The following is a 25,602-nucleotide window of genomic DNA, read 5'->3' on the forward strand; positions in this document are numbered from 1 at the left end:
GATTATTTATCTAAAGTTTTAAGCGGAATCGTCGTATCCGAAATCGTTTTGTCTTTATTGTCTTTTACCAAAACGTGGATTTCACTTAAATTTGGAACTCCGTTTAGTTCTGAAACCAGATTGACAAAACCTTTAATTTCTGCAGTTCCTCCAGTAAACTCACCAGAAATTGTCTTTGGTCCAGCGGTAATTGTGTAAAGCAATTTGTTTACACCCGCCTCATTATTTTTTCTTGACATCCCAAGAAAATCTTTTTGGCTGATTTGCGATGGAAAGAAAGCAAAACTTGGCGGCGGCGGCGGAATAAATTCTCCTGCATAAATAACCTGATCGCCAGAATTTGCTGTCCAATTCTCTGCTACCATTAGGAAATTTATCTTTTCCATTACAAAATCATCCGGTGCATTAAAATATTGCTTAGGAATAAAATCCATTTTATAAAAACCGTTGCCTAAGTCTTTTAATTTTGTTTTTGCAGCAACATCTGGTTTAGCAGCTTCGTACATTTGCTGAATAGCCCAGTCATTTAATCCACCATGCATATGCACACTAGGCGTGCCAGCAAAGGCAGGGTTAAGATTTGCATTAAACAAAATACTTATCGGTTTATCAATTAAAGGTTTTGATGGGTATGGTCTAAACAATTCGCCAGAAGTATAAAATGACGAGAAATCAGTGTACGCTACATTGGCAACATCACTCTGTTTAGATCCGTTTTTATTTTTTAATCGAAACCAAAATCCGTCGCTCTTAGCGATTTGCTCAGGTGTTTTAGAAAAATAAACGGTTGGAGTTAGAGTAAAACTCCAGATTTTGTTTCCTTCATATTTCAGTTTGGCAAAATCTGAAGAATTTTCCCAGTGACCCGCGTCTGGTTCAGATGGAGACCAGATCCAGATGTATAAATCTTCTGTTTCTGCAAATGTCGATGCAGACATATCAAAATACCACGTAACCTGTTCATCATATTTGTACACAACAGGAAATGATGATATTGGCCCTACAGCTCCAGCGGCTTCTTGTGCCATAATAAAATTAGGAGCCATCAACAAGGCAAGTAAAATTGTATATATAAACTTTTTCATATTACTTTTTAATTAATAGCATTTAATTTAAACACATAGGACACAAAATCTACACCTCCAGAAGAATGCGCCAATTGAATCTGCATTTCCTTGTTTTTACCAGGAACCGAAATCAGCCTCAACTCATCTGTTTTCTGCGTTTTTTGCGCATCGCTGTACAAATAGATTTTTGTTCCAACACCGTTGGTCGGCTGAAAATCTGAGCTTAATGCCCAATACCCTTTTGGAGCAAATAACGGAGGGACATCTCCTGTTACTTCATAACTTGTTGGGTTGTTCTTATCGTCTACGTTAAATTTGATTTTAAAATCTTCGTAGTTAAAATAAGTACTCAAGTTTTCTTCGTTTGGTTCGATCTTATTTGCTTTCGCAACTTCATCTACCATTTTCAGATTTGTTAATCCCCAATTTCCATTTACTTTTTCATAAAGGGTAATCGGTTCTACGTAGCTTCCGTCATCTGTGTTATCGCATCCGATTACAAAAAAACACATCATAAAAGCTAACCAATAAAGACTTTTACATTTCATAAATTTTTGGTTTTCGTTAGTTTGTTATCCCCTTCAAAAGGATACAGCGAAACTAGACCTTAAATAAATCCTAAAAAAAAAATCCGAGAAAAATCAAGATGAAATTCAAGCAATAAAAAACACAAATAACTAACAATCAATTATTTATATTTTTACAGAGAAGTAAAAAATCAAGACGCTGTTTAGATGAAAATGGGCCGTTTTTTAATGGTAAAAATGACAATATGTAAAATAATGAGCATATTTTTTTCACTATGCATATATATAAATGGTTTTTATTGTATAATTGCAAATAAATTACCTGTTTTTAACATTTACAGCTTATTTTCAGTCAGAAAATCCCCTTCTAAAGCAATGTTATTAAACAATTTACAAGATTCTAAAAAAACAGGTTTAGCTTAATCTCAAACTTATTCTTAATTTTAAAACGAATTAACTAATTATATCTATCAATCAACCTTTCTCCCTAAACCAAAATAAAATCATGCAAAGAATATTGATGCTGCTTTTCTTCCTGGGCGGTTTTTCTCTTATTGCAAAAGAGACAAATCCTTATTTAGAAGAACTAGATCAGGCACTCTTGAAAAAAGATGTTTACCTGAAACAGAAATATCGAAAAATTGAATCTTTAAAGAAAAATGTATCTAAGTTTACCCTTAACCAAAATAATGAAGAGCTGTACAACTGCTATATGTCGCTGTTTGATGAATACAAATCTTTTAAATATGACTCTGCTTACTACTATTTAGAACAGTCTAAAATCAAAGCTAAAATTCTAAAAGATCCAAAATATTTATCTAAAAGCCGAATCAAAGAAGGTTTTGTGCTTCTGTCTTCGGGACTTTTTAAAGAGGCAATCGATACTTTAAACGTTATTGATGACACTAAACTGGATCTCAAAAACAAGTTTGAATATTACAACATCAAAGCCCGTGCGTATTATGATTTAGCCGATTATAACCGTGACCAGCGCTTTAATATTCATTATGTGCAACAGGGAAATCATTTCTTAAAGAAAGCTTTAGAATTAATCGGAACCAATACCAATGAGTACTGGGCAGCAGAAAGTTTGAAACGCCTTAAGCAGCAGGACTGGCGAGGTGCCGAATTTGCATTCAGCTACTGGATTAACAATTACAATTTGCCTCCTGATTATTACGGAATCGCAACTTCGAGTCTTGGTTATATTTATTCCGAAAGGGGCTATACTAAAAAAGCCATTCAATATCTGGCTCTGGCAGCAATTGCCGATGTTAAAAATGCAACGAAAGAAACTGTTGCGCTTCGAAATTTAGCCAATGAACTATTTAAAATGGGGTATTTGGATAAAGCAAACGAGTACATTAATATCGCGATGGATGATGCTACTTTTTATAACGCAAGACATCGAAAAATTGAAATTTCATCGATTTTACCGATTATTGAAAAAGCGCAGCTGAATAATGTAAAAGATAAGAATGATAAACTCGAAAAGATTATTATTCTTTTGACAATTCTTACGGTTATCATTTTTGTTTTCTTGGGCATCATTTTCAAACAATTGAAAGAAAAAAATAAAGCGAGAAAAATCATGGCCGATTCGTACTTGCAATTGCAGGAAATGAACGTGAGTTTGAGCGAAGCCAATGCAATCAAAGAAGAATATATTACCTATTTCATTAAAGCAACTTCGGCTTTCATTAACAAAATAGATCATATTCAAAAGAGTACGCTGCATAAAATCATCACCAAAAAAACCGATGAAGTTATTGCGAGTTTAAAGCGCTATAATGTAAAGGAAGAGCGCGAAAATCTTTTCCATCAATTTGATGAAATCTTCTTGAAGCTCTTCCCGACATTTGTAACCGATTTCAATAATTTATTTCCAAACGATCATAAAAGTATTGTCAAAAAAGGCGAACTGCTGAATACCGAATTACGAATTTTTGCCTTGTACAGATTAGGAATTCAAGACAGCAGCCAAATGGCAGAATTTCTGGAACTTTCTGTAGCTACAATCTATACCTACAAAACCAGAATTAAAAGCAAATCTGATTTTAAAGATACTTTTGAGCAGAAAATTATGGAGATTAAGACGATCTAAGTTGTTAAGATGCTGAGATGCTAAGTTTTTTTTAGCCACGAATTCACGAATTTTTATTTAAAATGATACGTGAAATTTGTACGCAACAATTACGCGAATAGATATTAAAAAATAATTCGTGAATTCGTGGCTAAAAAAAAAATTACTCCACAGATTCCAACTGCAAAATGGTATTTTGATAAATCGTACTTAATGAAAACAGTTGCTCAGCAAAAATCATAGCAGCAATTGGAACAAAGAAAAATGCGATTAAATCTTCTTCATATAGAAAGTAAGTCGAAATCATAGCTAAACGAGCATATTCCAGATAATAAATCCATTTGCGCTGTTCTAATAAAGCACCACAATTAATTAAGGTGATAATTACAAAAGAAAGGACAAACATTTTATCATACAATTCTAAATAATCAAAATAATACGTAAAAATAGTCAGAATCAAGGTGCAGATTCCTAATTGCACATAAAGGTAATTTTTAAATCGGAGCCTCTGGTTTGGAGCTGCTTTATCCTGCAGAAAACGTTTTTCCAAAATCGGGCGAATATCCTGATCCATATCGGCTGGACTCCCAAAAACAGCATTCCATTTGGCTTTGAATCCGCTGGAGCGTTTCCATAATTCGTAGATTTCAAAATAGTAATGAAAATGCTGCCACAAAAAACTATAGCTTTTCAGCGGATGCGTTAATCCATATTTTGGTTTTTCTTCTTCGGTTTGGAAAGTTCCAAAAAGGCGATCCCAAAAGGTGAACATATCGCCATAATTTTTGTCTAGGTATTTTTCGTCAGAAGCATGATGCACTCCATGAACAGAAGGCGTTACGAAAACATATTCCAGCCATTTTATTTTTCCTATAAGCTGCGTATGCGTGAAGAACGAGTAAGCACCGTGCACAATCAGCATGGTAATGACCATACTTGGATGAAAACCAATTAGAGGCAGCACACACCAAAATCCAGTCCTAATAATCGCCTGAAATGTAGTAATTCTTGCCGCTGCGGTAAAATTAAATTCTTCGCTGTGATGATGGACAATATGCGCCGCCCAGAAAAAATTGACTTCGTGCCCTAATCTGTGATACCAATACCAGACAAAATCGGTAGCGAGAATTAATCCGATCCAAACTAAAGCATTACTCGGAATCTCAAATATTCTATAATCGTCGTAAATCAAATAATACAACTGATAAAAACTGGCCGCAACAAATAAGTTAATCAATCGTTCTGCAATTCCGATCGAGATATTGGAGACGGAACTTTCATAATTGAAAATTTCAGGCTTTTTTCTGCGTTGAGCAAGCTTATATTCCAAAAACAAAAAAAGAAAAAAGGCCGGCATGGCAAATGCTAGAAAATTGATGTTTTTCATTTAATATGATACTTTTCGATTCTAAAAATTTATGTATTGAGCAATTTAATTTTAACACATAGAAACATAGATTTTCATTACTTCTGCTTGAGATTACAAAAAAAGCAAGCTTTAACACACATATATAGCTATGTGTATTGAAATTAGTGAAACGCCTTTTTCTAAACTTGCAAAGACTATGTTTCTATGTGTTAGAATTTCAACTCACGAGTTAAAAATTATACTTAACCGCACAAACGAAAAAGACATTTCCATCAATTACGTTTTTAGCAGACAAAAAACGCAATCAACGAAAATGACCTTTTACGAAGTAAACCTGATTTAATTCTGCTTAAACAAAGGAGCTTCCAGCGCCACTTCCTTAACCGATTGTGTTTCGGCTACTTTCTTCAAAGCAATAATATAAGCGGCAATACGAGGCGTTACATTGTGTTTTACTGCCACTCTAAAAACAGTTTCAAAACCTTTCTCTAATATATCCTCCAGACGTTTATTAATCTGATGAATTCTCCAAGACTCCAAAAGCGAATTCTGAAGCCATTCGAAATAAGAAACGGTTACACCGCCCGCATTGGCTAAAATATCAGGAACAACTAATATATTTTTCTCATGCAGAATCTGATCTGCATCTGAAGCAACTGGACCATTGGCGCCTTCAACAATAATTCTGGCTTGAATATCGCCTGCATTTTTCTGCGTAATTACATCTTCTTTAGCCGCAGGAATTAGAACATCGACATCCAAAAGCAATAAATCTTCATGTTTTATGGCAACCGAATTCGGGTATCCTTTTATGGTTCTATTATTCAAATTGTAATATAAAATCAGTTCTGGAATATTAATCCCGTTCGGGTTGTAAAACGCTTCAGAAACGTCGCTCACGGCTACAACTTTCACTCCTTTTTCATGCAGGAACAAGGCAGAATGCAATCCGACATTTCCAAATCCTTGAATTGCCGCAGTAGCTCTTGCCGGTCTGATCTTTAATTTTTGAAGAGCCAAAATCGTAATAATGCTTACCCCTCTTCCCGTTGCCTCTACTCTGCCTAGAGATCCTCCCGAATGAAGATGCTTTCCTGTAACTACTGCATGAATAGGCCTTCCGTGCAGTATTGAAAACTCATCCATCAGCCAGCCCATTTCGTCTGGACCTGTTCCCATATCTGGTGCAGGAACATCTTTTTCCGGTCCAAAAATATCTGATAAAGCTTTTGTGTACGCTCTTGTAATTTTTTCTAATTCTGTTTTAGAATGATTTCTAGGATCGCAAATAATGCCGCCTTTTGCTCCACCAAACGGAATTCCAGTTACAGCAGATTTCCAGGTCATCCAGGCGGCAAGTGCTTTCACTTCATCCAAATTAACAGCGGTGTCGTAACGAATTCCGCCCTTTGAAGGCCCTAAAGCCGTGTTGTGAATGACACGATATCCTTCAAAATTTTGAACGTTTCCGTTGTCTAAAGTAATAGAAAAGTTTACCGTGATTTGTTTTTCAGGACACTGCAGCTTTTGTTTAATCGAATCATCTAAATTCAAAATGTCTGCAGCAATATTAAAGCGATCAATCATAGATTGAAACGGATTGTGTTTTATAATTTCTGAACTCATAATATATAGTTTTAGGTTTGGGTTATCTTTTTATATTTAATTGATCTTCTGTGCTAGAGAAGTTGATTTCTATTTAATTCTTCCTTTTTAATGCAACACGGAATTTTAATCTGGCAGCAGCGCATCAAAATTTTCATATTTCTATTGGTTCTCATATCTTGATTTTTTAACGATTCAAAAAAAAGCCTTTCATGGTGCAATGAAAGGCTAAAAAAAAAAATAACTAACAAGTACTTTCTCTATTAACGCCATTTCAAAACGTGATTCGTCATGCAGCACATCGCAAAGCAGCATGGAAAAGACGTTCTTATATTTTGACTAAAGTTTTTCATTGTTGAGACAAAGCTACAAAAATATATTTATAAATTCTATAGAATTAGTAGAGTTAATTTAAAACAATTTTCATTTTCTCACAAAAACAGCTGTAAACTAACGGATTATGCTTTTAAAAAATTTACTGCAATTGAGAAAAAAAGATAAAAACGACAGCTATAAGAGCCAAAAGAAGTCCAAAAATATTGATTCTAGATAATTTTTCTTTGAAGAAAAAAGCTCCAATGACCGTTCCCAAAACAATTACTCCCATATTCATCCCAGCAAAAACAGTTGACGGATTTTCTGCAAATGCTTTATGGGCTTTTAAATAGAATAAAATATTGCAGAAATTAAAAACGCCAACCAATATTCCGAACGGGATGCTTTTTACTGTAAAATTTTCTTTTGTTACGAATAACTTATACACCACTATTAAAACAGAAACAGCAAAAGCTATTAGGAAAACAAAAAACAGCGATGTTGTATATGGAACAACTGTATATAAAGCTATTTTCTTAAAAAGAATGTCTACGATGCCAAAACCAAACAGAACCATTGCAGGATAAATCCATTTATTTTCAGTATTATCTGATGGCTTTCTTAGTATAAATAAAAGTGCTGCAAAACCTACCAAAACTCCAATTATTTTATAGGTATTAAAAGCTTCATTAAATAACAGCCAAGCTGCGAGAATTGGAATAAAGAGCGACAATCTTTGCGCTGCATCGGTTTTGGCAATTCCCATAAATTTTATCGAAAGCGCAAGAAACAAAAACACAATCGGAAGCAGGATTCCCACAGCGGTATAAATTCCTAAAGGCGCGTTATTATCTAATTCATTAAGATTTGGACTAAAAGTGAAATAGCAAAGGGCGATTGCTGCTATATAATTGAATGAAATTATCTGAGAAGGATTGGCATTGTATTTTCTTGAAATTTTGAATATAACGCCAACTGTAACACTGCATAAAATGCTTAAAATAAGGAACAACATAAATTTATATTTGGATTGTAAAAGTACAGCATTAGTAATGAAAAAGATTCAGCCGGTTTTGAAAAACACGGTAGACCAGATTAAAATTATCCTTCAAACACATAGAGTCACTCCTACTTGTCTTCCTGAACGAAGTCGAAGGACGCAAGTAGCTCCTTACAGCATTTCGCCAATCTTTGTCGAGTTTCTAGCGTATCCTTCGACTTCGCTCAGGATGACAAGCAGCTATCAAGATATGTGTTAAAAAAACAAACCCAACAGACTTCAATAGCTGTCGGGTTTAACTTTATTCTTAAATATCGTTTTAGAACTTACTGATATAACTTCCGTAAATATCTCTAAACTGATTTCCTTTTGCAAATCGGTCTTTGCTCAATTTTTTATATTCGACCAATCCCCAGAGAATGAATTCCTTCATAAAATATTGATCATCTTTTGCCAATTGAGGCTGATATTTTTTTAATAAATCATCTAACGGCGCAACTTCGTCCAAAATACTTTTGTATTCTGCATCAGAGGCATCATCTAATAATTCAAAACCGCTTTCCGCGAAAAACCATTCCACGATATCAGAATAGGGCGTTTTTTCGTCTGGTTTTTCCAATTTTTCAATCTTAGGGAAGTATTCAGGAAATAATGTTCGAATTGCAGACCCAATTAGGCTTTCAGCTACAACATTTGCCCCCTCCTGCTCTCCTTCATAAACCAATTCTACTTTTCCGGTAATCGCTGGAATGATTCCAATAAAATCTGATAAACGTAAAGTTGTTATTGAAGCTCCAGAAATTAGCGCTCGGCGTTCGGCAGTACTAATTAAATTTTCGAATGCCGTGATGCTCATTCTCGCACTAACTCCACTTTTATTATCAATATATTCGCTTTCACGCGCTTCAAAACTTATCTGTTCTAAAATATCTCTGGCCAAACTCGGAATGTAAACAACATCAGTCTGATTTCTGTCTAATTTGGATTCCTGTTCTGTTATCGTTCTTGCAATCTCGATGCTTTCTGGATAATGTGTCAGAATCTGAGAACCGATTCTGTCTTTTAAAGGCGTCACAATGCTTCCTCTATTGGTATAATCTTCTGGATTTGCAGTGAAAACAAACTGCATATCCAAAGGCATTCTGAGTTTAAAACCTCTAATCTGAATATCGCCTTCCTGCAGAATATTAAATAATGCCACTTGAATTCTTGCTTGTAAATCTGGCAATTCGTTAATTACAAAAATGCAGCGATTGGCTCTCGGAATCATTCCGAAGTGAATTACGCGGTCGTCTGCATACGATAATTTAAGATTTGCGGCTTTTATAGGATCAACATCTCCAATTAGATCAGCAACTGTTACGTCTGGAGTTGCCAGTTTTTCGAAGAAACGTTCGCTTCTATGCAGCCATGCAATTGGAGTTTCATCACCTTTTTCTGCAATTAAATCTTTTGCAAAACGAGAAATCGGATTTAACGGATCGTCATTAATCTCTGAACCTCCAACATACGGAATGTATTCATCTAATAACTCAACCATTTTGCGCGCCAAACGCGTTTTAGCCTGTCCGCGAAGCCCTAGTAAATTGATATTATGGCGAGATAAAATTGCTCTTTCCAATTCGGGAATAACAGTATTTTCAAATCCGTGAACCCCTTCAAAAACAGGTTTTCCCGATTTGATTTTTTCGCGAAGATTATTTCGCAATTCATCTTTAATGCTTGTACTTTTATATCCAGCGGCTTTTAATTGACCTAATGTCTTTATAGTATTTATTTCCATTGTGTTGAAATATAGATTTTGTTATTTATTGATTTGCGCTTCGACTTTGCTCAGCGTGACAATCGATGTGTTAGACGCACTGCAGTGCGTCTCTACAAAAAAAACTTTGAACCTTTGTCCCTCAGAACCTCTGTCCCTTATTTAATTCTCTTCTTCCTATTTGCCTCATAATCCTCAAAAATCATTTCTCCCAAACCTTTAATTCCGGTATAAAATGCTTTTCCTTGGTTAGCCTCCGTAAACTGATTCACAAAACGCTGTAAATATGGATCTCTAGCAATCATAAAAGTCGTAATCGGAATATGAAGTTTTCTTGCCTGCTGTGCCTGAGTATAGCATTTATCGACAATGTATTCATCCAATCCGTTACTATTCATATAATAAGAACCATCGCGCTCCCGAACACAGCTTGGTTTTCCGTCAGTGATCATAAAAATCTGCTTATTGGTATTGCGTTTTCTTCGCAGAATATCCATCGCCAATTGCAAGCCCGCAACTGTATTGGTATGATAAGGCCCAACTTGCAAATAAGGCAGATCTTTGATAGGAATTGTCCAGGCATCATTGCCGAAAACTAAAATATCAAGGGTATCTTTCGGGTATCTTGTCGTAATTAACTCAGCCAAGGCCATAGCTACTTTTTTAGCAGGAGTGATACGATCTTCGCCATACAAAATCATACTATGGCTAATGTCAATCATCAAAACTGTGCTCATTTGGGCTTTGTACTGAGCATCTTCTACGATCAAATCGTTTTCAGTCAGCATAAAACTTTCGACACCATTATTGACTTGTGCATTTCGAAGACTTTCAGTCAACGAGATTCTCTCTAAACTGTCGCCAAAATTATATTCGCGGAATTCTCCTGTATGCTCATCGCCGCTTCCAGCATATTTTGTTTTATGATTTCCGTTTCCAGATTTTTTCAAATTTCCAAAAATCTGGTCTAAAGCCTGCTGTCTGATCGCTCTTTCGGTTTTTGCCGTAATGCCAAAACCAGAACTTCCATCGCCTTTTACTTCATCTCTGATGTATCCTTTTTTCTTAAGATCTTCGATAAAATCGTCGATAGTATAATTTTCGTCTGTAAGTTTGTATTCTTTGTCCAGTTCCCGAAGCCAACTGATGGCTTCATCAAAATCGCCCGAAGTATGGGTGATCAACTCTTTAAAAATCGTAAAAAGTTTGTCAAACGGAGACTGAAAAGGAGCTTCGTAAGTCTTAAAATAAAAGCCTTTTTTAAATTCGTTTTTCATAATTCTAAAATTACATCTTTTTGGAATTATGAAAAACGAATCGTTTATTAATTTTTAGTTAAAATATTTAACCAAAAATCTCAACTAACAGTGTTAGATATAATAATTATTCAAACTTTCCATCCAAATAATACCAAGCTTCATTCTCGAATTTAAAAGTAGAAAATTCATAGTGCACTTGCGGTTTATTATCCGAATCTAAAAAATAGGCTTTGAATTCTACTGTGTTTTGAGAAAAACTCAAAATTTCCAGCTTCTGCCATTTATTGGAAACCGCCCATCTTAAAATTTCAGGTTTCGAATAATATTTTCTTTCTGAAAAATAAGTTGTTTCTATTAAATAATCGGCATTGTGGGTTGCATATGCTGAATATCTGGAACGCATTAAGGCTAATGCTGAAGGCGCTTTTTGGGTGCCATTCAGATACAATCCGCAGCAATTCTCAAAAAGCAATCCTGTATCGCAGCAACATTTTTTACTCTCCATCGACTGGTTCTTCTCCATTAATTTTTACATGAAGCTGATTTAACAAAACTTGATAACGAGTGATTTCTCTCACTTCTTCATCCTCTTCAGCAAAATCAATCATTTCGTCAAGCGTTTCGCTTACTTCCAACAATTTGTTGTTTGCTTCTCTGTCATTTTTCGCCGCGATCAAATCAATGATTTCCTGTACGTTTGCTTTTAGTGTTTCGAATTTACTATTCATTTGTTTATTGTTTGTTTCAAGTTTCAGGTTTCAAGTTTCAGGTTTCAGGTTTCAAGTTCGCTGCGTTAACTTGTAACGTGAAACTTGAAACCTGAAACAAATATTTTACTCTTCGTTTTTACTTTCGTTGTACTTCTTTACTATTTCTTTGAGCTTTTCTTTTCTTGCAATTTCGGCTTGTTTGGCTTTTGCCTGGGCTTTATGCAATTTATCATTATGCTTTTTGATATTTTTCTCGTTATTGCGTCCCATTATACTTCTCTTTTGATTTGTTCTAACGTTTTTTCGGTAAAAATCAGTTCGTTGATAAGCTGTTTTCTCAAATCATCGATATCGTCATAATCAAAATGCTTAGCCCAATTGGTCAGCTGCTGCAGGTTTCTAATCTGCTTTAGTCTTTTTGCGGTTTCAGCACTAGTTCTTAAAATCGCTTTTCCGTCATACTCAGGATTGTTTTTATGCTGATAATTGGCCAGATTCTTTTCGTAATCGGCTTCTATGTAATATAATTTTTCTGTAGCATTATCAGGATAAAATTCTGTCCATTTTGCAAAACCAATTTTAGTCTTCGATTCTGTTTCTGGATCGCGGGCAACCAAGCGCCATTTACTGTTTGCCAGCCTCCCCCAATGATTAGAAACGCGATACATTCCTTCTTCAGTATAATAATAAGAGCTTCCTGCTTTACTTTCAAATTGTTTTTTCAACCCTTGAATGGCGTCTGGAAGCACTTCATTAAACGCGCAAAAGGTATTTTTAAAAGAATTGGGATGTGGCTTAAAGTTTTTTTGCATACTGCAAATATACTCAGATTACAGCGAACTCCCTAAACCAAACCTAAATTGCTTACCTTTGTGCCTTAATTCAAAACAAAAAAATCATGTCTAAAGATTCAGAACAAAAAATGCCGCAAAAAGGAGTTTTTACCGGCATTATCGAAAAAGATGAAAATAATAATTATTTCTGCGGAGAATATCTTTTAGACTACAAAATGGTTCAGGCTAAATTTAATCTAGGCGATTGGATTACAATAAAATCTGTTATTGAAAACCCAAGCGATATGAGCTATGATAAATATCCAAAAAAATCAAGAAATTTTGATAAGGCAAATCATAAGCCGGAATAATTTTTTTGTTTCAAGTTTCTCCCGAAGCTTCGGGATCAAGTTTCAAGTTTCAAGTTTCAAGTTTTGTTGGAACGGTAAAGTTTTACCGCAAAGCACGCTAAGGTTTACTCAATCCCGAAGCCTCGGGACGCAAAGTTTTTATATAAAGCTTTGCGAACTTTTCATTTTGATGAATCTCAAAAAAAAGCTTTGTGTACTTTGCGTAATTCTTTGCGCTCTTTGCGATAAAAAAATATTTACCGCAAAGAACCCAAAGTTAATTTTGCTAAACATTATGCATTGAGAATATTTAAGTTCGCAAAGCTTTGTGCTGACTTAGCTTTGCGAACTTTTCATTTTGATGAACCTCAAAAAAAATCTTTGTGTGCTTTGCGTAATTCTTTACTCTCTTTGCGATTAAAAAAATATTTATCGCAAAGAACCCAAAGTTAATTTTTGCTAAACATTATGCATTGAGAATATTTAAGTTCGCAAAGCTTTGTGCTGACTTAGCTTTGCGAACTTTTCATTTTGATGAATCTCAAAAAAAATCTTTGTGTGCTTTGCGTAATTCTTTGCGCTCTTTGCGATTAAAAAAATATTTACCGCAAAGAACCCAAAGTTAATTTTTGCTAAACATTATGCATTGAGAATATTTAAGTTCGCAAAGTTTTTATATAAAGCTTTGCGAACTTTTCATTTTGATGAATCTCAAAAAAAATCTTTGTGTGCTTTGCGTAATTCTTTGCGCTCTTTGCGATTAAAAAAATATTTACCGCAAAGAACCCAAAGTTAATTTTTGCTAAACATTATGCATTGAGAATATTTAAGTTCGCAAAGCTTTGTGCTGACTTAGCTTTGCGAACTTTTCATTTTAATGAATCTCAAAAAAAAGCTTTGTGTACTTTGCGTAATTCTTTGTGCTCTTTGCGGTTAAAATTTCCTTGCAACCTTTGCGGTTAAATAAACTTACGGTTAACTTTTTTCAATATTTTTTCGATCAAAACTGAAAAGTTAAAAAAAAGTGTACCTTTGCAAAAAATTTGTCGATTTGAACTAAAACAAAACGATTTCAAACTAATAGACAAGTAGTTACCTTTATTTATGAAAAAAATAGTTGAATACCGCAAGTTACTAAACGTAGACAAAACTGCAGAATTAAAAGATTTAAAAACAATTTATCGCAATGCGATGAAAGAATCTCATCCTGATAAATTTGTTGGAAATGAAGCTGGTCTTAAAGAAGCAGAAGAAAAAAGTAAAACGATTATCGAAGCTTACCACTTTCTAGTAAGCATCCACCCTGATACTATCAAACTTAATTTACCTGAGTACACAGAAACAATTTCAACTTGCTCTATTACAGATTTTAAATTTGTTGAAGGGCGTTTAATTATTGATTTTTCTAACGGAAGTGTTTACGAATACATCAGTGTTCCTAAAGCAACTTACGTGAAAATGGTAAATGCTGATTCTCCTGCAAGATTTGCAAAAAGACACATTTTAAATGCTTTTACCTGGAGAAAGAAAACAAATCAAGAATAGTTTTACTATACCATATTTTACAAAAAAGCGCTCTGTTAAACGAGTGCTTTTTTTATGCCTAAAATTTAAAAAATCGAATTGAGAACCCTGAAATATGTTCCACATTAAGAGTATTTCATCAAATCAAGCCAACAAACACGCTGATTTCATGGGTTTTAAACCCAAAAAAACTATAACAAAATTTTAGGTTACAAAATTCTGTAAGTTTTATAATTTTAGATACTTTTGTCACACAAATCAATTAACTAATTAATTTTTTATAATGAAAAAAATACTTTTTGTACTTACAGCTTCTGCAGCTATCATTTCTTGCAGCAAAGTTAAAGATGGAGAATACCTTATTACAGGTACAGCTACAGGAATTGAAAACGGAAAAACTATCATCTTACAAGGTCAAGACCCTGCTACGAGAATGCCAGTTTCTCTTGATACAGTAAAAGTTGAAAACGGAAAATTTGAAATAAAAGGAAAAGTTACTGAACCAGCTTTCCACACATTAATTTTACAAGGCGCTAATGGTCCTATCCCATTCATCCTTGAAACTGGAGAAATTAATATCGCTATTGATAAAGATAGCATCCACAAAACTAAAATTTCTGGAACTTACAACAATGATGAGTATTTTGCTTTCATGGAAGACATGAATAAAACTCAAAAAAGCTTAATTGATTTCCAGAAAAAGAATAACGACAAAATGAAGCAAGCTCAGCAAGCACAAGATACAGCAGTTATCAATGGCTTGATGAAACAATACATGGAAATTCAGAAAGAAGTGCAAGAAAGCAGCAAAAAGAAATATTTAACTTACGCTGAAGGTCACCCAAAATCTTTCATTACCGCTTTAATTATCCAAAGTTTATTGAATGATCCAACAGCAGATATGAAAAAATTAGAAGGACTTTACAATGGTTTGGATGAGTCTTTAAAAAACACTGCTCCAGGAAAAGAAATCAAAACTAGATTTGGCCAAGCAAAAATGCCATCTGTTGGTGCAACAGCTCCAGCGGTAGGCAACGCTAAATGAAGAGCAGATTTTTCGGCTCCAAATCCAGAAGGAAAAGTAGTTTCGCTTAAAGAAAGCTTAGGCAAAGTTACTATTGTAGATTTCTGGGCTTCATGGTGCGGACCATGCAGACAAGAAAATCCTCATGTTGTAGCGCTATACAAAGAGTTTCATTCAAAAGGATTAAATATTATTGGGGTATCTTTAGACAAAGATGCGGCAAAATGGAAAGAAGCTATTGCAAAAGACGGCTTAACTTGGACTCAAGTTTCTAATCTGAAATTTTGGGACGAGCCAATTGCTAAACAATATAATGTTGAATCTATTCCTGCAACATTCATTTTGGATGCATCAGGAAAAGTCGTTGCACAAGATTTAAGAGGTGATGAATTAAAAGCAAAAATCAAAGAATTGCTATCAAAATAATCATCTTATAAAATAATCAAAAGAATCTCCCTTGTGGAGATTTTTTTGTTTTATACCGCGTTCAGAAACTTAGAAATACAACTTCATCAAAAAGAAACAAAGAGTCGACGAAAAAGTTAATTTCAGATCAATATCAAATAAAAAATCATTTGTTAACACTTACTCAACACGCCAGTAAAACTAGTATCTAACGTTTTTTCTACAATCTAAATCCAAAGACAAAACCACAAATCGAATAAGAATAATCTTATTTCTAAAAATAAACTTGAAAAATCACAATTTGGATTTTCTATATTTTATTCAATTCCAACTAATTAAAAAACGACTTTAAAATAACTTAAAATTAAGTCCTTTTTTTGTTTGGAAATGTAGAAAACGTTCCTATCTTTGCAACCGCTTAAAAAAATAAGCGCAACGCTAGAGAATCGGGGAGATACTCAAGCGGCCAACGAGGGCAGACTGTAAATCTGCTGTGAAAACTTCGCAGGTTCGAATCCTGCTCTCCCCACGGAAAGGCCAAAAAGGCGGAAAACTTAAAGTTTTCAATCTTTTCAAAAAGCCACAAAAAATGTCTGAAGACCTGCAAATTCAACGATTTGCAGGTTTTTTTCGTTTAAAGCCTATTTTCAATATTTATAAATCCTCACAAAATTAAAGGTGCAGAATCGGTGCACTTTCCGGCGCGCTGAAAAGTGCACCAGAAACAATGAAAATCCCTTATATTACAGGGGTTAACAAGATTAACGACTTGATTTGGCAGTAATATTATTCTACATTTATTAATTTAAAAAGTAGGATTATGTTGGAAAGCAGTTTTGGTTTGGGATTCTTTTTAAAAAGACCCAAAATAGAAAGTAAAGAATGGATCGTATATTTCAGAATAACTGTTGACGGTATCCGTAAGGAAAGCTCAACTAAGAGAAAATGGGATAATACACGATGGGATCAAAGGTTCGAAAGAGCAATCGGCTCAAAGGAAGATGCAAAGTCCCTAAACTTCTTTTTGGATTCGCTGACTTTAAAAATCAATGAAATCAAAACCGAAATGATGTACAGCGGCAAAACCATAACCGCTGAGAAAATTATGGACGAGGTTCTGGGAAGGACAGCGCCAAAGATTAAGGTGCTCGAAGAATTTCAAAAGCATAATGATGAAATGGAGGCGCTTCTTGGAAAAGGCTATGCAAAAGGCACCCTTGACCGGTTTACCATTACTAAAAACCATTTGACTGCTTTTATCAAATTCAAGCTTAAAAAGCACGATCTTGAATTTGCGGATTTGAATCTTGAGTTTGTAAAGGACTTCGAGTTTTACCTTAGAACTGTACGCGACTGCAGCAACAACACCACCCTAAAGTATATTGCAAATTTCAAAAAGATTGTAATCCGCGCCATTGATAAGGAGTTAATCACCAAGGACCCATTTAAGAACTTTAAGGGACGTAAAACAAAACTGGTAAAAAAACCACTCACCGCACAGGAATTGTACGAACTTGAAAGTCATTATTTCACAACTGACAGGCTCAATGTCGTAAGGGATGTATTTGTCTTCCAATGCTACACTGGCCTGGCTTACATAGACGCTTATCAATTAAAGAAAACTGATATCAAAGAAGGCATTGATGGAAATCTATGGATTATGTCCGAAAGACAGAAAACAAACTCATCATTTAATGTACCTCTTCTTCCCCAAGCACTGAAAATAGTTGAAAAATATAAAGAGCACCCGCTGTGTATCCAGCGTGGAACCGTGCTTCCTGTTTCATCCAACCAGAAAATGAATGAGTATCTAAAAGAGGTGGCAGTCTTGTGTGGCTTTCCTTTTACATTAAACACGCATATGGCCCGCCGTACTTTTGGAAGCACTGTGACATTAAATAACAACGTCCCTATTAATGTAGTTAAAGAACTGCTGGGTCATGCATCGGTAAAACAGACTGAGGCATATGCTATAACTGAGCAGGCCACAATCGGTCGTGAAATGTCTATTCTCAATAAAAAACTCAATAAAACTGGATCCAAAATATCTAAACCTGATTTGGCGGTTCTCAGTAGGCTCGAAAAGGAAATTCAGGCAATCAAAAAGAAATACAACATTTCTTCGTGATCAATAAATTTCAAAATATATTTAAAATTAAAAGAGGCTATCTCAAATATTTTGAGATAGCCTCCTTTTACACAACTTAACTTCGCTTTTATATCCTGGATGATAAGATGGGGTGTACTTAATGTATCCTAAATCCTGAAGCTGTTTAAAATACTTATGATAAGTCGGCAGCGTATTCACATGTGACAGCTCCATAATTTTACTGCGGCTGACTTTAATCCTTCTTCTTTGGCCCTGCCTATAGCCTAATCCTAGTATTGCTGTCAAAATTGATAGATGCCAGACATTTAGTTTAGGATCATTACTATACATTGACAGATAACTCATTATATAGCTTTCTTTTAATCTCCTAGTGTTTATCATCATCAAATAATTTTTGAAGATCTTCTTTATTATAGTAGTACGACCCAAGCACTTTTTTGAAACGGACTTTTTGGCTTGTTCTAAGATTCTGTACTGAACCTGCTGAAATATCAAGCAGTTTTCTCACAGACTTGCTTTTAATCCACTCTGGTTCCAAAGTTTCTTTCCGTCCAGAATCCTTATCTTTAAATAAAGCCTGTATTTTATCTACTAGAAGAAGACCAAACTGTCTCAGATCTTCCTTGGTTACAATTTCATTCATAGTACAATTTCATAAAATTATTAATTGCAGAACCTTTAAATGTCCGCGTCAGCTGAAAACAAAAAATATACTTCACTTCCACGATTTTTTTTAAAAGATGGTCTATACTTTATGTATCCATACTGATGAAGTTCCTGGACACATTTATGATACGTATTTGCTGAAGAAACTTTAGCAATAACAATAATCTCCGAGCTAAAGACAAAAATTGGATTAATAAAGCCCTTAACGGATCTAAATTGTAATAGAGCTGCATAAATGGCAATATGCATTGGACTAATCCGGTAATCATTCTCTATTGCGGTGAAAAAATCCGATAAAGGCTTTAATTTTTCCATAACTTTTAAAGTGAGGGAGTTTTTCTTTTCTTTACTTTATTATCTTTCCTCCCTGAATCACCTTCATCAGAATCTAGATTTTTTTTTTGATCTTTAGATACTGATTCTTTTTGAGATTCAGCCTTTTTCTCTTCCTTACTCTCTCGATGATTAATTCTTTGTAAATTTTCATCATAAACATTAACAGTCTTAAACTGGGGATTTGCCTCCACAAACATTTTACTTTCAACACCGCTAACTACGAAAGTCGCTGACTGAAGATTTCCTTTTTTAAGGGAATTTAAAAGGTCTTCTTTATACTGCGGAGTATTGAGCTCTTTGATTGAATGTTTTGCCAGACTTGCTTCCAAATCATACCCATAATTCTGATGGTATTGGTTCAGCTTAAAATTACCATTGTCAGATTGTTTAAAGTCGATTTTCAGCCAGCAATTATAGCTCTCCCCTTCTTTGTTTTTAAGATCTTTATTGACAGATCTGCCTTCCATCAAATTATAAGCCTCTTTCATTGTAATGCTGGCGCTGTCTTTGTTGATGTAGAAGGTCTGTTCCAGACCAGGTTTGTTTTCTTCTTTCTGAAGATTGACATGATAGGAATTAAAAAAGTACATATCTGTCTGCTCAGACCTTTTGAAATTTAATTCTACAGTTAAGGTATCCTTATTTGGCAGACCATTGTTCATAATGCCGGTGTGCATAATTTTAAAATCCTTATCTCCCTTCATTATGTTCTCTCGCAGTTCAGCATCGAACGTTTCTCCAAATCCAGTATATTTTAACTGGTCTTTCAGGTATTCTAAATTTTTCTCATTCATTGCGTTTTCATTTAAATTATTTTCTAAAATTTCTCTCCTATCTATTTCCCTTTTGGCAAATCCAGTAAGTTCTATTGCTTCATTTTCGGAAGTATCTGCCCCGCTATTCAAAACTGCTCGCAAGTCGTCGATAACTGATTCAATCGGCAGGCTCTGAAAATAATTCACATCATTGGTCATAACCAGACAGTACTCCTTCGCATCCAAGGGATTTCTAAAAAACTCAATTGTGTCGGTATCAGTCATCTCATCGGTATTAAAGGCGGCAAATCGATGGCCGTTATAAGCCATTTCCTCAGCAAACGACAGCATCATTTCAGTGTCAGCTAAATTGATTATCATAATTTATTTTAAAGCTTAAAAAGTGTCACTGCTTAATTCGGAAATCGGAAATACCAGATTAGTCAGATTATTATTTATATCTAATTCCAAATTTCGCCCCCCGTTTTTTTCAATCATCTGAATGGTTAGATACTTATTCTCAGGGATAGTAAATTTCTCCAGCGCATAGACTTTTATTATTTCAGATTTATAAGGAATTACAGAAGATGATGAAGTTGCATACAAAGGCTCCAATTCAATTTCCTGTGAGGCTGTTCGTTTTGATTTTCTCTTATCCCTAATAAAAAAACGAAACTGATCAATATCGTAGTTAATCTTTGATTTGTTTTCAAAAACAACACGCAGATACAAAACATCCTGCTGGATAAAGATGCCGTTCACCTCTAGTCTGATCTGATACTTTGATTTTTTTAGACCACTGATTTTTTTCTTTTTTGAATACGCAGACCAAGCACACTGTTCGATCCTTTTCTGATTTTCGTTTTCTAAAGAAAACAGCACGTCCCTGCTTGCAGCCACTGCATTTTCAGCCTTAAAATTTAAGTCAGGGCAGGAATCGTCATAATTCAGTACAAAAACGTACAATTTCCCTGGTCTGATGGGACATTCTTACGGAGGTTTTGAATCTTCTTTCATTATTACTCAAACTCAGCTGTTTTCTGCTGCAATCGCTAGTGGTGCGATTACGGATCTGAACAGTTACTATCACACTATAAACAGTAGATCTGGAAAACCTGATATGTGGAGATTTGGAATTGAACAGTGGACAATGTTGGCAACACCTTATGAAGCACCAGAATCCTATTGGTCAAACTCACCTATTGCCCACGTAAAAAATGTAAATACGCCCACATTATTATGGACAGGTAAAATTGATTCGCAAGTAAATCCATCCCAAAGTTTTGAATTTTATTTAGCGCTGCGCCGACTTGGTAAAAAATGTATCATGCTGCAGTATCCAGATGAGAATCATCTATTGATAAATTCTTTAAATCAAAAAGATGTTACAGAACGTACAATGGATTGGTTTCGTTACTTCTTAAAAAATGACCAATCCGCTATGTGGATTGAAAAGGGTACAAAATAAAAAAACAATGCAGTTCAAATTATGAACTGCATTGTCATTTTAATAATGGATTCAATTGTCATAACGATATAAAGGCGTTACACAATTATTGTTTGTAGTTTTCTCATAGGCCAATGGTCCAGAGTCACCTGAAATGTGGCAAAAATTTTCACTTATAGCGTCGTCGCAATCTACTGACACATTACCACATTTGTTGTTTGACAAGGCATTATACCCCTGTGTCAGGGTAGTTGTTTTTTTCGAAGCGCTCTGCATCGAAGTGGTTGCAAATGCACCACAGACTGCCAGAGCTATAACTCCTGCTGGCAGCAGATTTTTTAAACTTAAAGTTTTCATGATTTTAATTTTTAAATTATAGTGTGATCTACTTTTTTCTACAGGTTTTCGATCTTAATCCTGACACCGGCCGGTATATCTTAATGTTTTTATAAAATATTTAATGTGATGAGATTTCCTTTTTAATGATATCACTAAACTTATATACAACAAGAGTTTTATCAATCAAAGCATATAAATTTTCTTCAGTTATAGTTAAAGAACGCAGTCTTTTTTTTCCTATATGATAAACTGGAAAGCTCAGGAGATATTTGTTAGTTTTAATATCATACAAATCAATTATAGAGGAACGTTCCCAAAGCTTATCGATTTCATTTTTTCCTTTTATCTTTGAATTTACAAAAAGTAGATTTTGATAAACAGCAGAATGTGCATTTACAATATAAACAGGCGAAGAAATAGTTCTCTCTTTATCATTATTTAAAGATGCAGTTTTTATCTTGACATTCTTTATTGTATCTATAGTATGCCCTCTATAAGATAAATTTCCAAGTTTATCAGCAATTATAAATTCGTTCCGGTAGTAATAGAGATACACGATTTTTTTTAGCTTTGGGCTGTATAATAACATCCCATCTGTATCAAAAATTCCATCTGTCTGCCGCTCTAATAAATCTCTTTTATATTTAATCCTGCCAGACGTATCCGATGTGTTGTAAATTCCAAGTACGTTTGCTGCGTTCTTTGCATTATTAGATCGGAATACTGCGCTAAAATCGTCTAGAGGCAATGCTTTTGTAAAATAAGGAAATCCATCAAAATCATTATTAATTTTCCAATTTTTCAGACTTCCCTGAAAGTATTTTGGGACACTCCCATCGAATAAATAAAACGAGGAATCACGGACTGCTATGGAAATATTTTTAAATGGTATTTTGTTTGGAGAAAATGATATTCTAACCCTTTTAATCTGTTTGTTTTTATTATCAATTAATAAAACCTGTGAAGGATTGGTGTAATTACCGAGATAAACTTTTTTCTCATCGGAACCGGCAAAATAATATGAATTGAATTTCAAATCAATCTCGTAAATAAACTCTGCTGCATGCACAGGATATCTTCTGATAAATGGGTTGTTATAATGCATAATATTTTCTGAGGAAAGAAAAAGCAATGTGACGCTAACTACACTAAAAACTAAGCAAAAGCAGATTAGTCTTATAGGTTTTAGGTAACTTTTAAAAGTATACTTTCTTTCGCCGCCATTGGAACTTAATAAAATTGTTAAAACCGCTAGAATAATAAATGTTAAATTGAAAAGCAGGTGCACATTCCAGCTCATCTTTTCTAACACACCACCACACGAACAAGGAATAAAAGAACTAAAGTGAAGAATAATAAATATATAAACCGTAAACATTTCCATCAGTATAAGAGAAAAATAAAGTCCCCACAATCTAAATCTTGACGTAATTAACAATATAGCAGTAAGAAGTTCTGCAATTGGAACTAACACAGCTATCCATGATGAAAAAGCACTTAATAGAGGAGATTGTGACAACTGCACATGAAAGTTCTCAAAATCAAGCAGTTTACTTATTGCAGCATATACAAACAATAAAACATATAAATAAGAAACTAACTGTATTACAAGATTTTTTATCGATCGACGTGAATTCATAATCTTAAGATTTTAAGTTTATCTCATTTTTAAATCATATATTATTAGATGATTATCTTACACAAATGTAAATACGAAATTTCGCATAAAGACTTTAAAAATCAAGCCAAAAACTTTGAAAATCAGGCAGTTTTACATTTGAGATGGCATAAAAAATAAATGCCTGCACTTTGTAAGAATAGCGCAGGCATTAAATCATTGTAATTGTTTTTGAAATCAGCCTTTTATCGAGGCACTGATTCCGGCAAGTTTTTCATGCAGCTCTATAAGCCCTGCTTTTTGCAGGCACTCTTGAGAGAGACTCTCCAGTTCTGTCCTTCCCTGCTCACTTATGCTCTCCAATAGTACCGAAGATCCTTCTCTTATCTTCAGCCCGTCCTGTATCAAATGGCTTAAAAGCAGCACATTTTTTCGTGAAATTTTCAAATCCATTTTCACCGGCTCATTCATGCCAGGGATACTCAGCACCGTATCAAAAACCTTGGCCGCATCATTTACTGTAATCATACTTCATCATTTTAAATTAATATTTCACTTACCGTAAAATTATAAAGTATCATCCCTATTTACCCTACTCAAAATTTGGGGAGGATTGCAGGGCTTGGAGGCCTTTTCTAATTTAGCTCTCATGTAAATCCGTAGAACCTGTTCAATTGGTGCATTTTAGATTTTTAAAGCAGATTCTGAATGGATTTCCTTTAATTTTTAATAGGGATGACAGCTTCTTCTTAGCTGATTGCTACAGCTGAAAAAAGACTTTTAGAAGCTTTCGGACTGCGGTTTTCTGCAGTCAGCAAGATGTCTGGTTGTATCACAACCAAAAATCTTGCTGCCCCTCTGCTCGGAACTCGCTGGCAGTAAAAATTTAAGGTTGAATGAAATTGAAACAGAAAATGAAAAGATCATGGAAGAAAAAAAAAGCGGCAGAAACAGATGGCTGCACATCCGGCTGACCAAAGAAGAATTTGATTTTATTGATAAGAATTTCAAAGCATCAGCCTGCCGTAAACGCAGTGACTTCGTGCGCAGAAATCTGCTGAGAAAACCCATTGTAATGAGATATAGAAACGAGTCGCTGGATAAGCTGCTGCAGGAGCTTATCCAGCTCAGAACACAGCTGAATTTCATGGGAAATAATTTCAATCAGAGCGTTAAAAAACTCCATACCCTTTTTGAAATTTCCGATTTAAGAGTCTGGATTCTGTCTTTTGAATCTGAAAGAAAAAAATATTTTTCGCTGGTTGAAGAAATAAAAAAACAAATTGAAAATCTCGCCCAAAAATGGTTGCAGTCATAAACACAGGACACTCGATTAGAGGCATCTTCATGTACAATGAGAATAAAGTTTCCCAGGGTGCAGCTGTGTGCATCGGCGAGGGAAATTATCCCATCGATATTGAAAAAATGTCAGAATCTTTTAAGCTCGGCGTATTTCTAAAACAGCTCCAGCTCAATGAAAATGTCAAGCGCTGCGCTGTGCACATCTCACTGAATTTTGACCGTTCGGACAAGGATTTATCCAAAGAGAAACTCATGCAGATTGCCTGTTGTTATATGGAGAAAATTGGATTCGGCGCACAGCCTTATCTGGTCTACCAGCACCACGATGCGGGACATCCCCACCTTCATATCGCATCCATAAATGTGCGGGCAGACGGATCCAGAATTAACATGCACAATATTGGAAGAAACCAGTCTGAAACTGCTCGCAAAGAATTGGAGATTTCTTTTAATCTGGTTCGGGCGGACTCGAGAAGAAAACAGAGTCCGGCACTTATTAATGACATCGATGCGGAAAAAATAAAATATGGGGCAATACATTCCAAGACAGCCATCGGAAGTGTACTCAATGCAGTTATTCCGCACTACAAATACACAACGCTGGGTGAGCTGAACGCAGTATTGAACCTCTATAACGTGAAGGCGGAAAGGGGAAAGGAAAATTCAAAAATGTTTCAGAATAAAGGGCTGGTCTACCAGATTCTGGATGAGAACAAAAAGACTGTCGGAGTTCCTATAAAAGCCAGTAGTTTTTATTCCAAGCCAACCCTTTCCCGGCTTGAAATTAATTTTGCCGACTCCAAAACTTCTCGCATGATAAACATGAAAAGAACACGAAATGCGGTGGACCTGCTCCTTTTGAAATACCCAAACATTACGCTCTCGCAGCTTGAAACGCGGCTGGCTAACCAGGGCATTACGGCAGTTGTCAGAAAAAATGAACAGGGGCTAATATACGGCATGACGTACATAGATCATAACACCAGATGCGTTTTCAACGGAAGCAGTCTGGGACCTGGATATGCAGCCAAAGGTCTCCTGCAGCGTCTGGGCCATTCCTCTCATTATGAGAAGCAGTATACAGTTCCTGATGGTACCGCTAAGAAGCACGGCTCTTTTATTTCCGCAGGGGAAGTGCAGCGGATAATTGATGAAGTGCTTTACGCCGGAACGCCGTCAGATTACCTTCCCAGAGAGCTTAAAAACAAGCGAAAAAAAAGAAGGAGAAAAGGACAGTCCGATAATAATTAACACAT

26 protein-coding genes, 1 tRNA gene and 1 pseudogene are annotated in these 25,602 nt (G+C 35.0%); 10 read left to right on the forward strand and 18 right to left on the reverse strand.

Translation table 11 applies throughout. From position 1 onward, the window contains the following. Positions 1-2: 2 nt before the first annotated feature. Both N4T20_RS17890 and N4T20_RS17895 read right to left on the reverse strand, forming a co-directional pair. On the reverse strand, positions 3-1,085 hold the full coding sequence (locus N4T20_RS17890) for a hypothetical protein (protein WP_260670484.1): 1,083 nt from the start codon (positions 1,083-1,085) through the stop codon (positions 3-5). A gap of 8 nt (positions 1,086-1,093) precedes the next feature. Further along, positions 1,094-1,615, reverse strand: coding sequence for a DUF5004 domain-containing protein (locus N4T20_RS17895; protein WP_260670485.1), 522 nt, complete (start codon positions 1,613-1,615; stop codon positions 1,094-1,096). A 484-nt stretch (positions 1,616-2,099) separates the two neighbouring features. On the opposite strand from N4T20_RS17895, the gene N4T20_RS17900 reads away from it, so the two are divergent. Continuing rightward, the gene (locus N4T20_RS17900; RefSeq protein WP_260670486.1) at positions 2,100-3,698 is read left to right on the forward strand and encodes a DUF6377 domain-containing protein; all 1,599 of its coding nucleotides are present in this window, start codon (positions 2,100-2,102) and stop codon (positions 3,696-3,698) included. A 142-nt stretch (positions 3,699-3,840) separates the two neighbouring features. Here N4T20_RS17900 and N4T20_RS17905 read toward each other — a convergent pair whose 3' ends face one another. The 9 genes from N4T20_RS17905 to N4T20_RS17945 form a co-directional block, all read right to left on the reverse strand. After that, a complete protein-coding gene (locus tag N4T20_RS17905; RefSeq protein ID WP_260670487.1) occupies positions 3,841-5,064 on the reverse strand; it encodes a sterol desaturase family protein in 1,224 nt (407 codons plus the stop codon). A gap of 321 nt (positions 5,065-5,385) precedes the next feature. Continuing rightward, positions 5,386-6,672: a Glu/Leu/Phe/Val family dehydrogenase gene (locus N4T20_RS17910; protein ID WP_260670488.1), complete on the reverse strand. Its 1,287-nt coding sequence runs from the start codon at positions 6,670-6,672 to the stop codon at positions 5,386-5,388. A 454-nt stretch (positions 6,673-7,126) separates the two neighbouring features. After that, on the reverse strand, positions 7,127-7,981 hold the full coding sequence (locus tag N4T20_RS17915) for a DMT family transporter (protein ID WP_260670489.1): 855 nt from the start codon (positions 7,979-7,981) through the stop codon (positions 7,127-7,129). 304 nt (positions 7,982-8,285) lie between these two features. After that, positions 8,286-9,749, reverse strand: a complete 1,464-nt coding sequence (locus N4T20_RS17920; RefSeq protein WP_260670490.1) for a magnesium chelatase — start codon at positions 9,747-9,749, stop codon at positions 8,286-8,288. A 137-nt stretch (positions 9,750-9,886) separates the two neighbouring features. Further along, positions 9,887-11,005 carry a vWA domain-containing protein gene (locus N4T20_RS17925; RefSeq protein ID WP_260670491.1) on the reverse strand — a complete coding sequence of 373 codons (1,119 nt, stop codon included), beginning with the start codon at positions 11,003-11,005 and terminating at the stop codon, positions 9,887-9,889. Between the two features lie 106 nt (positions 11,006-11,111). Beyond that, on the reverse strand, positions 11,112-11,492 hold the full coding sequence (locus N4T20_RS17930; protein WP_409559639.1) for a YchJ family protein: 381 nt from the start codon (positions 11,490-11,492) through the stop codon (positions 11,112-11,114). After that, positions 11,482-11,715, reverse strand: coding sequence for a hypothetical protein (locus N4T20_RS17935; RefSeq protein WP_111289368.1), 234 nt, complete (start codon positions 11,713-11,715; stop codon positions 11,482-11,484). The genes N4T20_RS17930 and N4T20_RS17935 overlap by 11 nt, the downstream gene beginning before the upstream one ends. Before the next feature lie 105 nt (positions 11,716-11,820). Beyond that, positions 11,821-11,967 (reverse strand): hypothetical protein, encoded by a 147-nt coding sequence (locus tag N4T20_RS17940; protein WP_203418311.1) that lies wholly within the window; start codon positions 11,965-11,967, stop codon positions 11,821-11,823. Further along, a complete protein-coding gene (locus tag N4T20_RS17945; RefSeq protein WP_260670493.1) occupies positions 11,967-12,509 on the reverse strand; it encodes a hypothetical protein in 543 nt (180 codons plus the stop codon). Before N4T20_RS17945 ends, N4T20_RS17940 begins: the two co-directional genes overlap by 1 nt. An 86-nt stretch (positions 12,510-12,595) precedes the next feature. Here N4T20_RS17945 and N4T20_RS17950 point away from each other — a divergent pair, with 86 nt between their 5' ends. From N4T20_RS17950 to N4T20_RS17975, 6 genes and pseudogenes are all read left to right on the forward strand, one after another. After that, the gene (locus tag N4T20_RS17950; RefSeq protein WP_260670494.1) at positions 12,596-12,841 is read left to right on the forward strand and encodes a hypothetical protein; all 246 of its coding nucleotides are present in this window, start codon (positions 12,596-12,598) and stop codon (positions 12,839-12,841) included. Between the two features lie 1,083 nt (positions 12,842-13,924). After that, on the forward strand, positions 13,925-14,365 hold the full coding sequence (locus N4T20_RS17955) for a KTSC domain-containing protein (RefSeq protein WP_129747705.1): 441 nt from the start codon (positions 13,925-13,927) through the stop codon (positions 14,363-14,365). Between the two features lie 262 nt (positions 14,366-14,627). Next, positions 14,628-15,389: a DUF4369 domain-containing protein gene (locus N4T20_RS17960; RefSeq protein WP_260670495.1), complete on the forward strand. Its 762-nt coding sequence runs from the start codon at positions 14,628-14,630 to the stop codon at positions 15,387-15,389. Positions 15,390-15,407: 18 nt separating this feature from the next. Then, positions 15,408-15,794 (forward strand): annotated as a pseudogene (locus N4T20_RS17965) (TlpA family protein disulfide reductase); the annotation flags it as partial. Between the two features lie 427 nt (positions 15,795-16,221). Beyond that, a tRNA-Tyr gene (locus tag N4T20_RS17970) sits at positions 16,222-16,302 on the forward strand. Between the two features lie 291 nt (positions 16,303-16,593). Further along, positions 16,594-17,901, forward strand: a complete 1,308-nt coding sequence (locus N4T20_RS17975) for a site-specific integrase (protein WP_035628624.1) — start codon at positions 16,594-16,596, stop codon at positions 17,899-17,901. Positions 17,902-18,250: 349 nt separating this feature from the next. Here the strand turns inward: N4T20_RS17975 and N4T20_RS17980 are convergent, their stop codons facing one another. The 4 genes from N4T20_RS17980 to traN are packed head-to-tail and all read right to left on the reverse strand — an operon-like array spanning position 18,251 to position 20,606. Then, entirely contained in the window at positions 18,251-18,526 is a 276-nt protein-coding gene (locus N4T20_RS17980) for a hypothetical protein (RefSeq protein ID WP_012026320.1), read from the reverse strand. Between the two features lie 35 nt (positions 18,527-18,561). Continuing rightward, positions 18,562-18,864, reverse strand: coding sequence for a hypothetical protein (locus N4T20_RS17985; RefSeq protein ID WP_026983253.1), 303 nt, complete (start codon positions 18,862-18,864; stop codon positions 18,562-18,564). A 5-nt stretch (positions 18,865-18,869) separates the two neighbouring features. After that, positions 18,870-20,021, reverse strand: coding sequence for a hypothetical protein (locus N4T20_RS17990; protein WP_083342586.1), 1,152 nt, complete (start codon positions 20,019-20,021; stop codon positions 18,870-18,872). A 15-nt stretch (positions 20,022-20,036) separates the two neighbouring features. Beyond that, a complete protein-coding gene (traN, locus tag N4T20_RS17995; protein WP_260670496.1) occupies positions 20,037-20,606 on the reverse strand; it encodes a conjugative transposon protein TraN in 570 nt (189 codons plus the stop codon). A 13-nt stretch (positions 20,607-20,619) separates the two neighbouring features. Here traN and N4T20_RS18000 point away from each other — a divergent pair, with 13 nt between their 5' ends. After that, the gene (locus N4T20_RS18000; protein ID WP_260670497.1) at positions 20,620-21,108 is read left to right on the forward strand and encodes a S9 family peptidase; all 489 of its coding nucleotides are present in this window, start codon (positions 20,620-20,622) and stop codon (positions 21,106-21,108) included. A 51-nt stretch (positions 21,109-21,159) separates the two neighbouring features. Here the strand turns inward: N4T20_RS18000 and N4T20_RS18005 are convergent, their stop codons facing one another. From N4T20_RS18005 to N4T20_RS18015, 3 genes are all read right to left on the reverse strand, one after another. Further along, a complete protein-coding gene (locus N4T20_RS18005; RefSeq protein WP_035627438.1) occupies positions 21,160-21,444 on the reverse strand; it encodes a DUF6520 family protein in 285 nt (94 codons plus the stop codon). A 100-nt stretch (positions 21,445-21,544) separates the two neighbouring features. After that, positions 21,545-23,065, reverse strand: coding sequence for a MauE/DoxX family redox-associated membrane protein (locus N4T20_RS18010; protein WP_035627439.1), 1,521 nt, complete (start codon positions 23,063-23,065; stop codon positions 21,545-21,547). A gap of 216 nt (positions 23,066-23,281) precedes the next feature. Then, complete coding sequence (locus tag N4T20_RS18015; RefSeq protein ID WP_035627442.1) at positions 23,282-23,572, reverse strand: hypothetical protein; 291 nt, start codon at positions 23,570-23,572, stop codon at positions 23,282-23,284. Positions 23,573-23,969: 397 nt separating this feature from the next. Between N4T20_RS18015 and N4T20_RS18020 the strand changes: the two genes are divergently transcribed. Then, the gene (locus N4T20_RS18020; RefSeq protein WP_035627485.1) at positions 23,970-24,362 is read left to right on the forward strand and encodes a plasmid mobilization protein; all 393 of its coding nucleotides are present in this window, start codon (positions 23,970-23,972) and stop codon (positions 24,360-24,362) included. Continuing rightward, complete coding sequence (locus N4T20_RS18025) at positions 24,347-25,597, forward strand: relaxase/mobilization nuclease domain-containing protein (RefSeq protein WP_035627444.1); 1,251 nt, start codon at positions 24,347-24,349, stop codon at positions 25,595-25,597. Before N4T20_RS18020 ends, N4T20_RS18025 begins: the two co-directional genes overlap by 16 nt. The last annotated feature ends 5 nt before the right edge of the window (positions 25,598-25,602 follow it).

Source organism: Flavobacterium sp. TR2 (genome assembly GCF_025252405.1).
Classification (GTDB): Bacteria; Bacteroidota; Bacteroidia; order Flavobacteriales; family Flavobacteriaceae; genus Flavobacterium.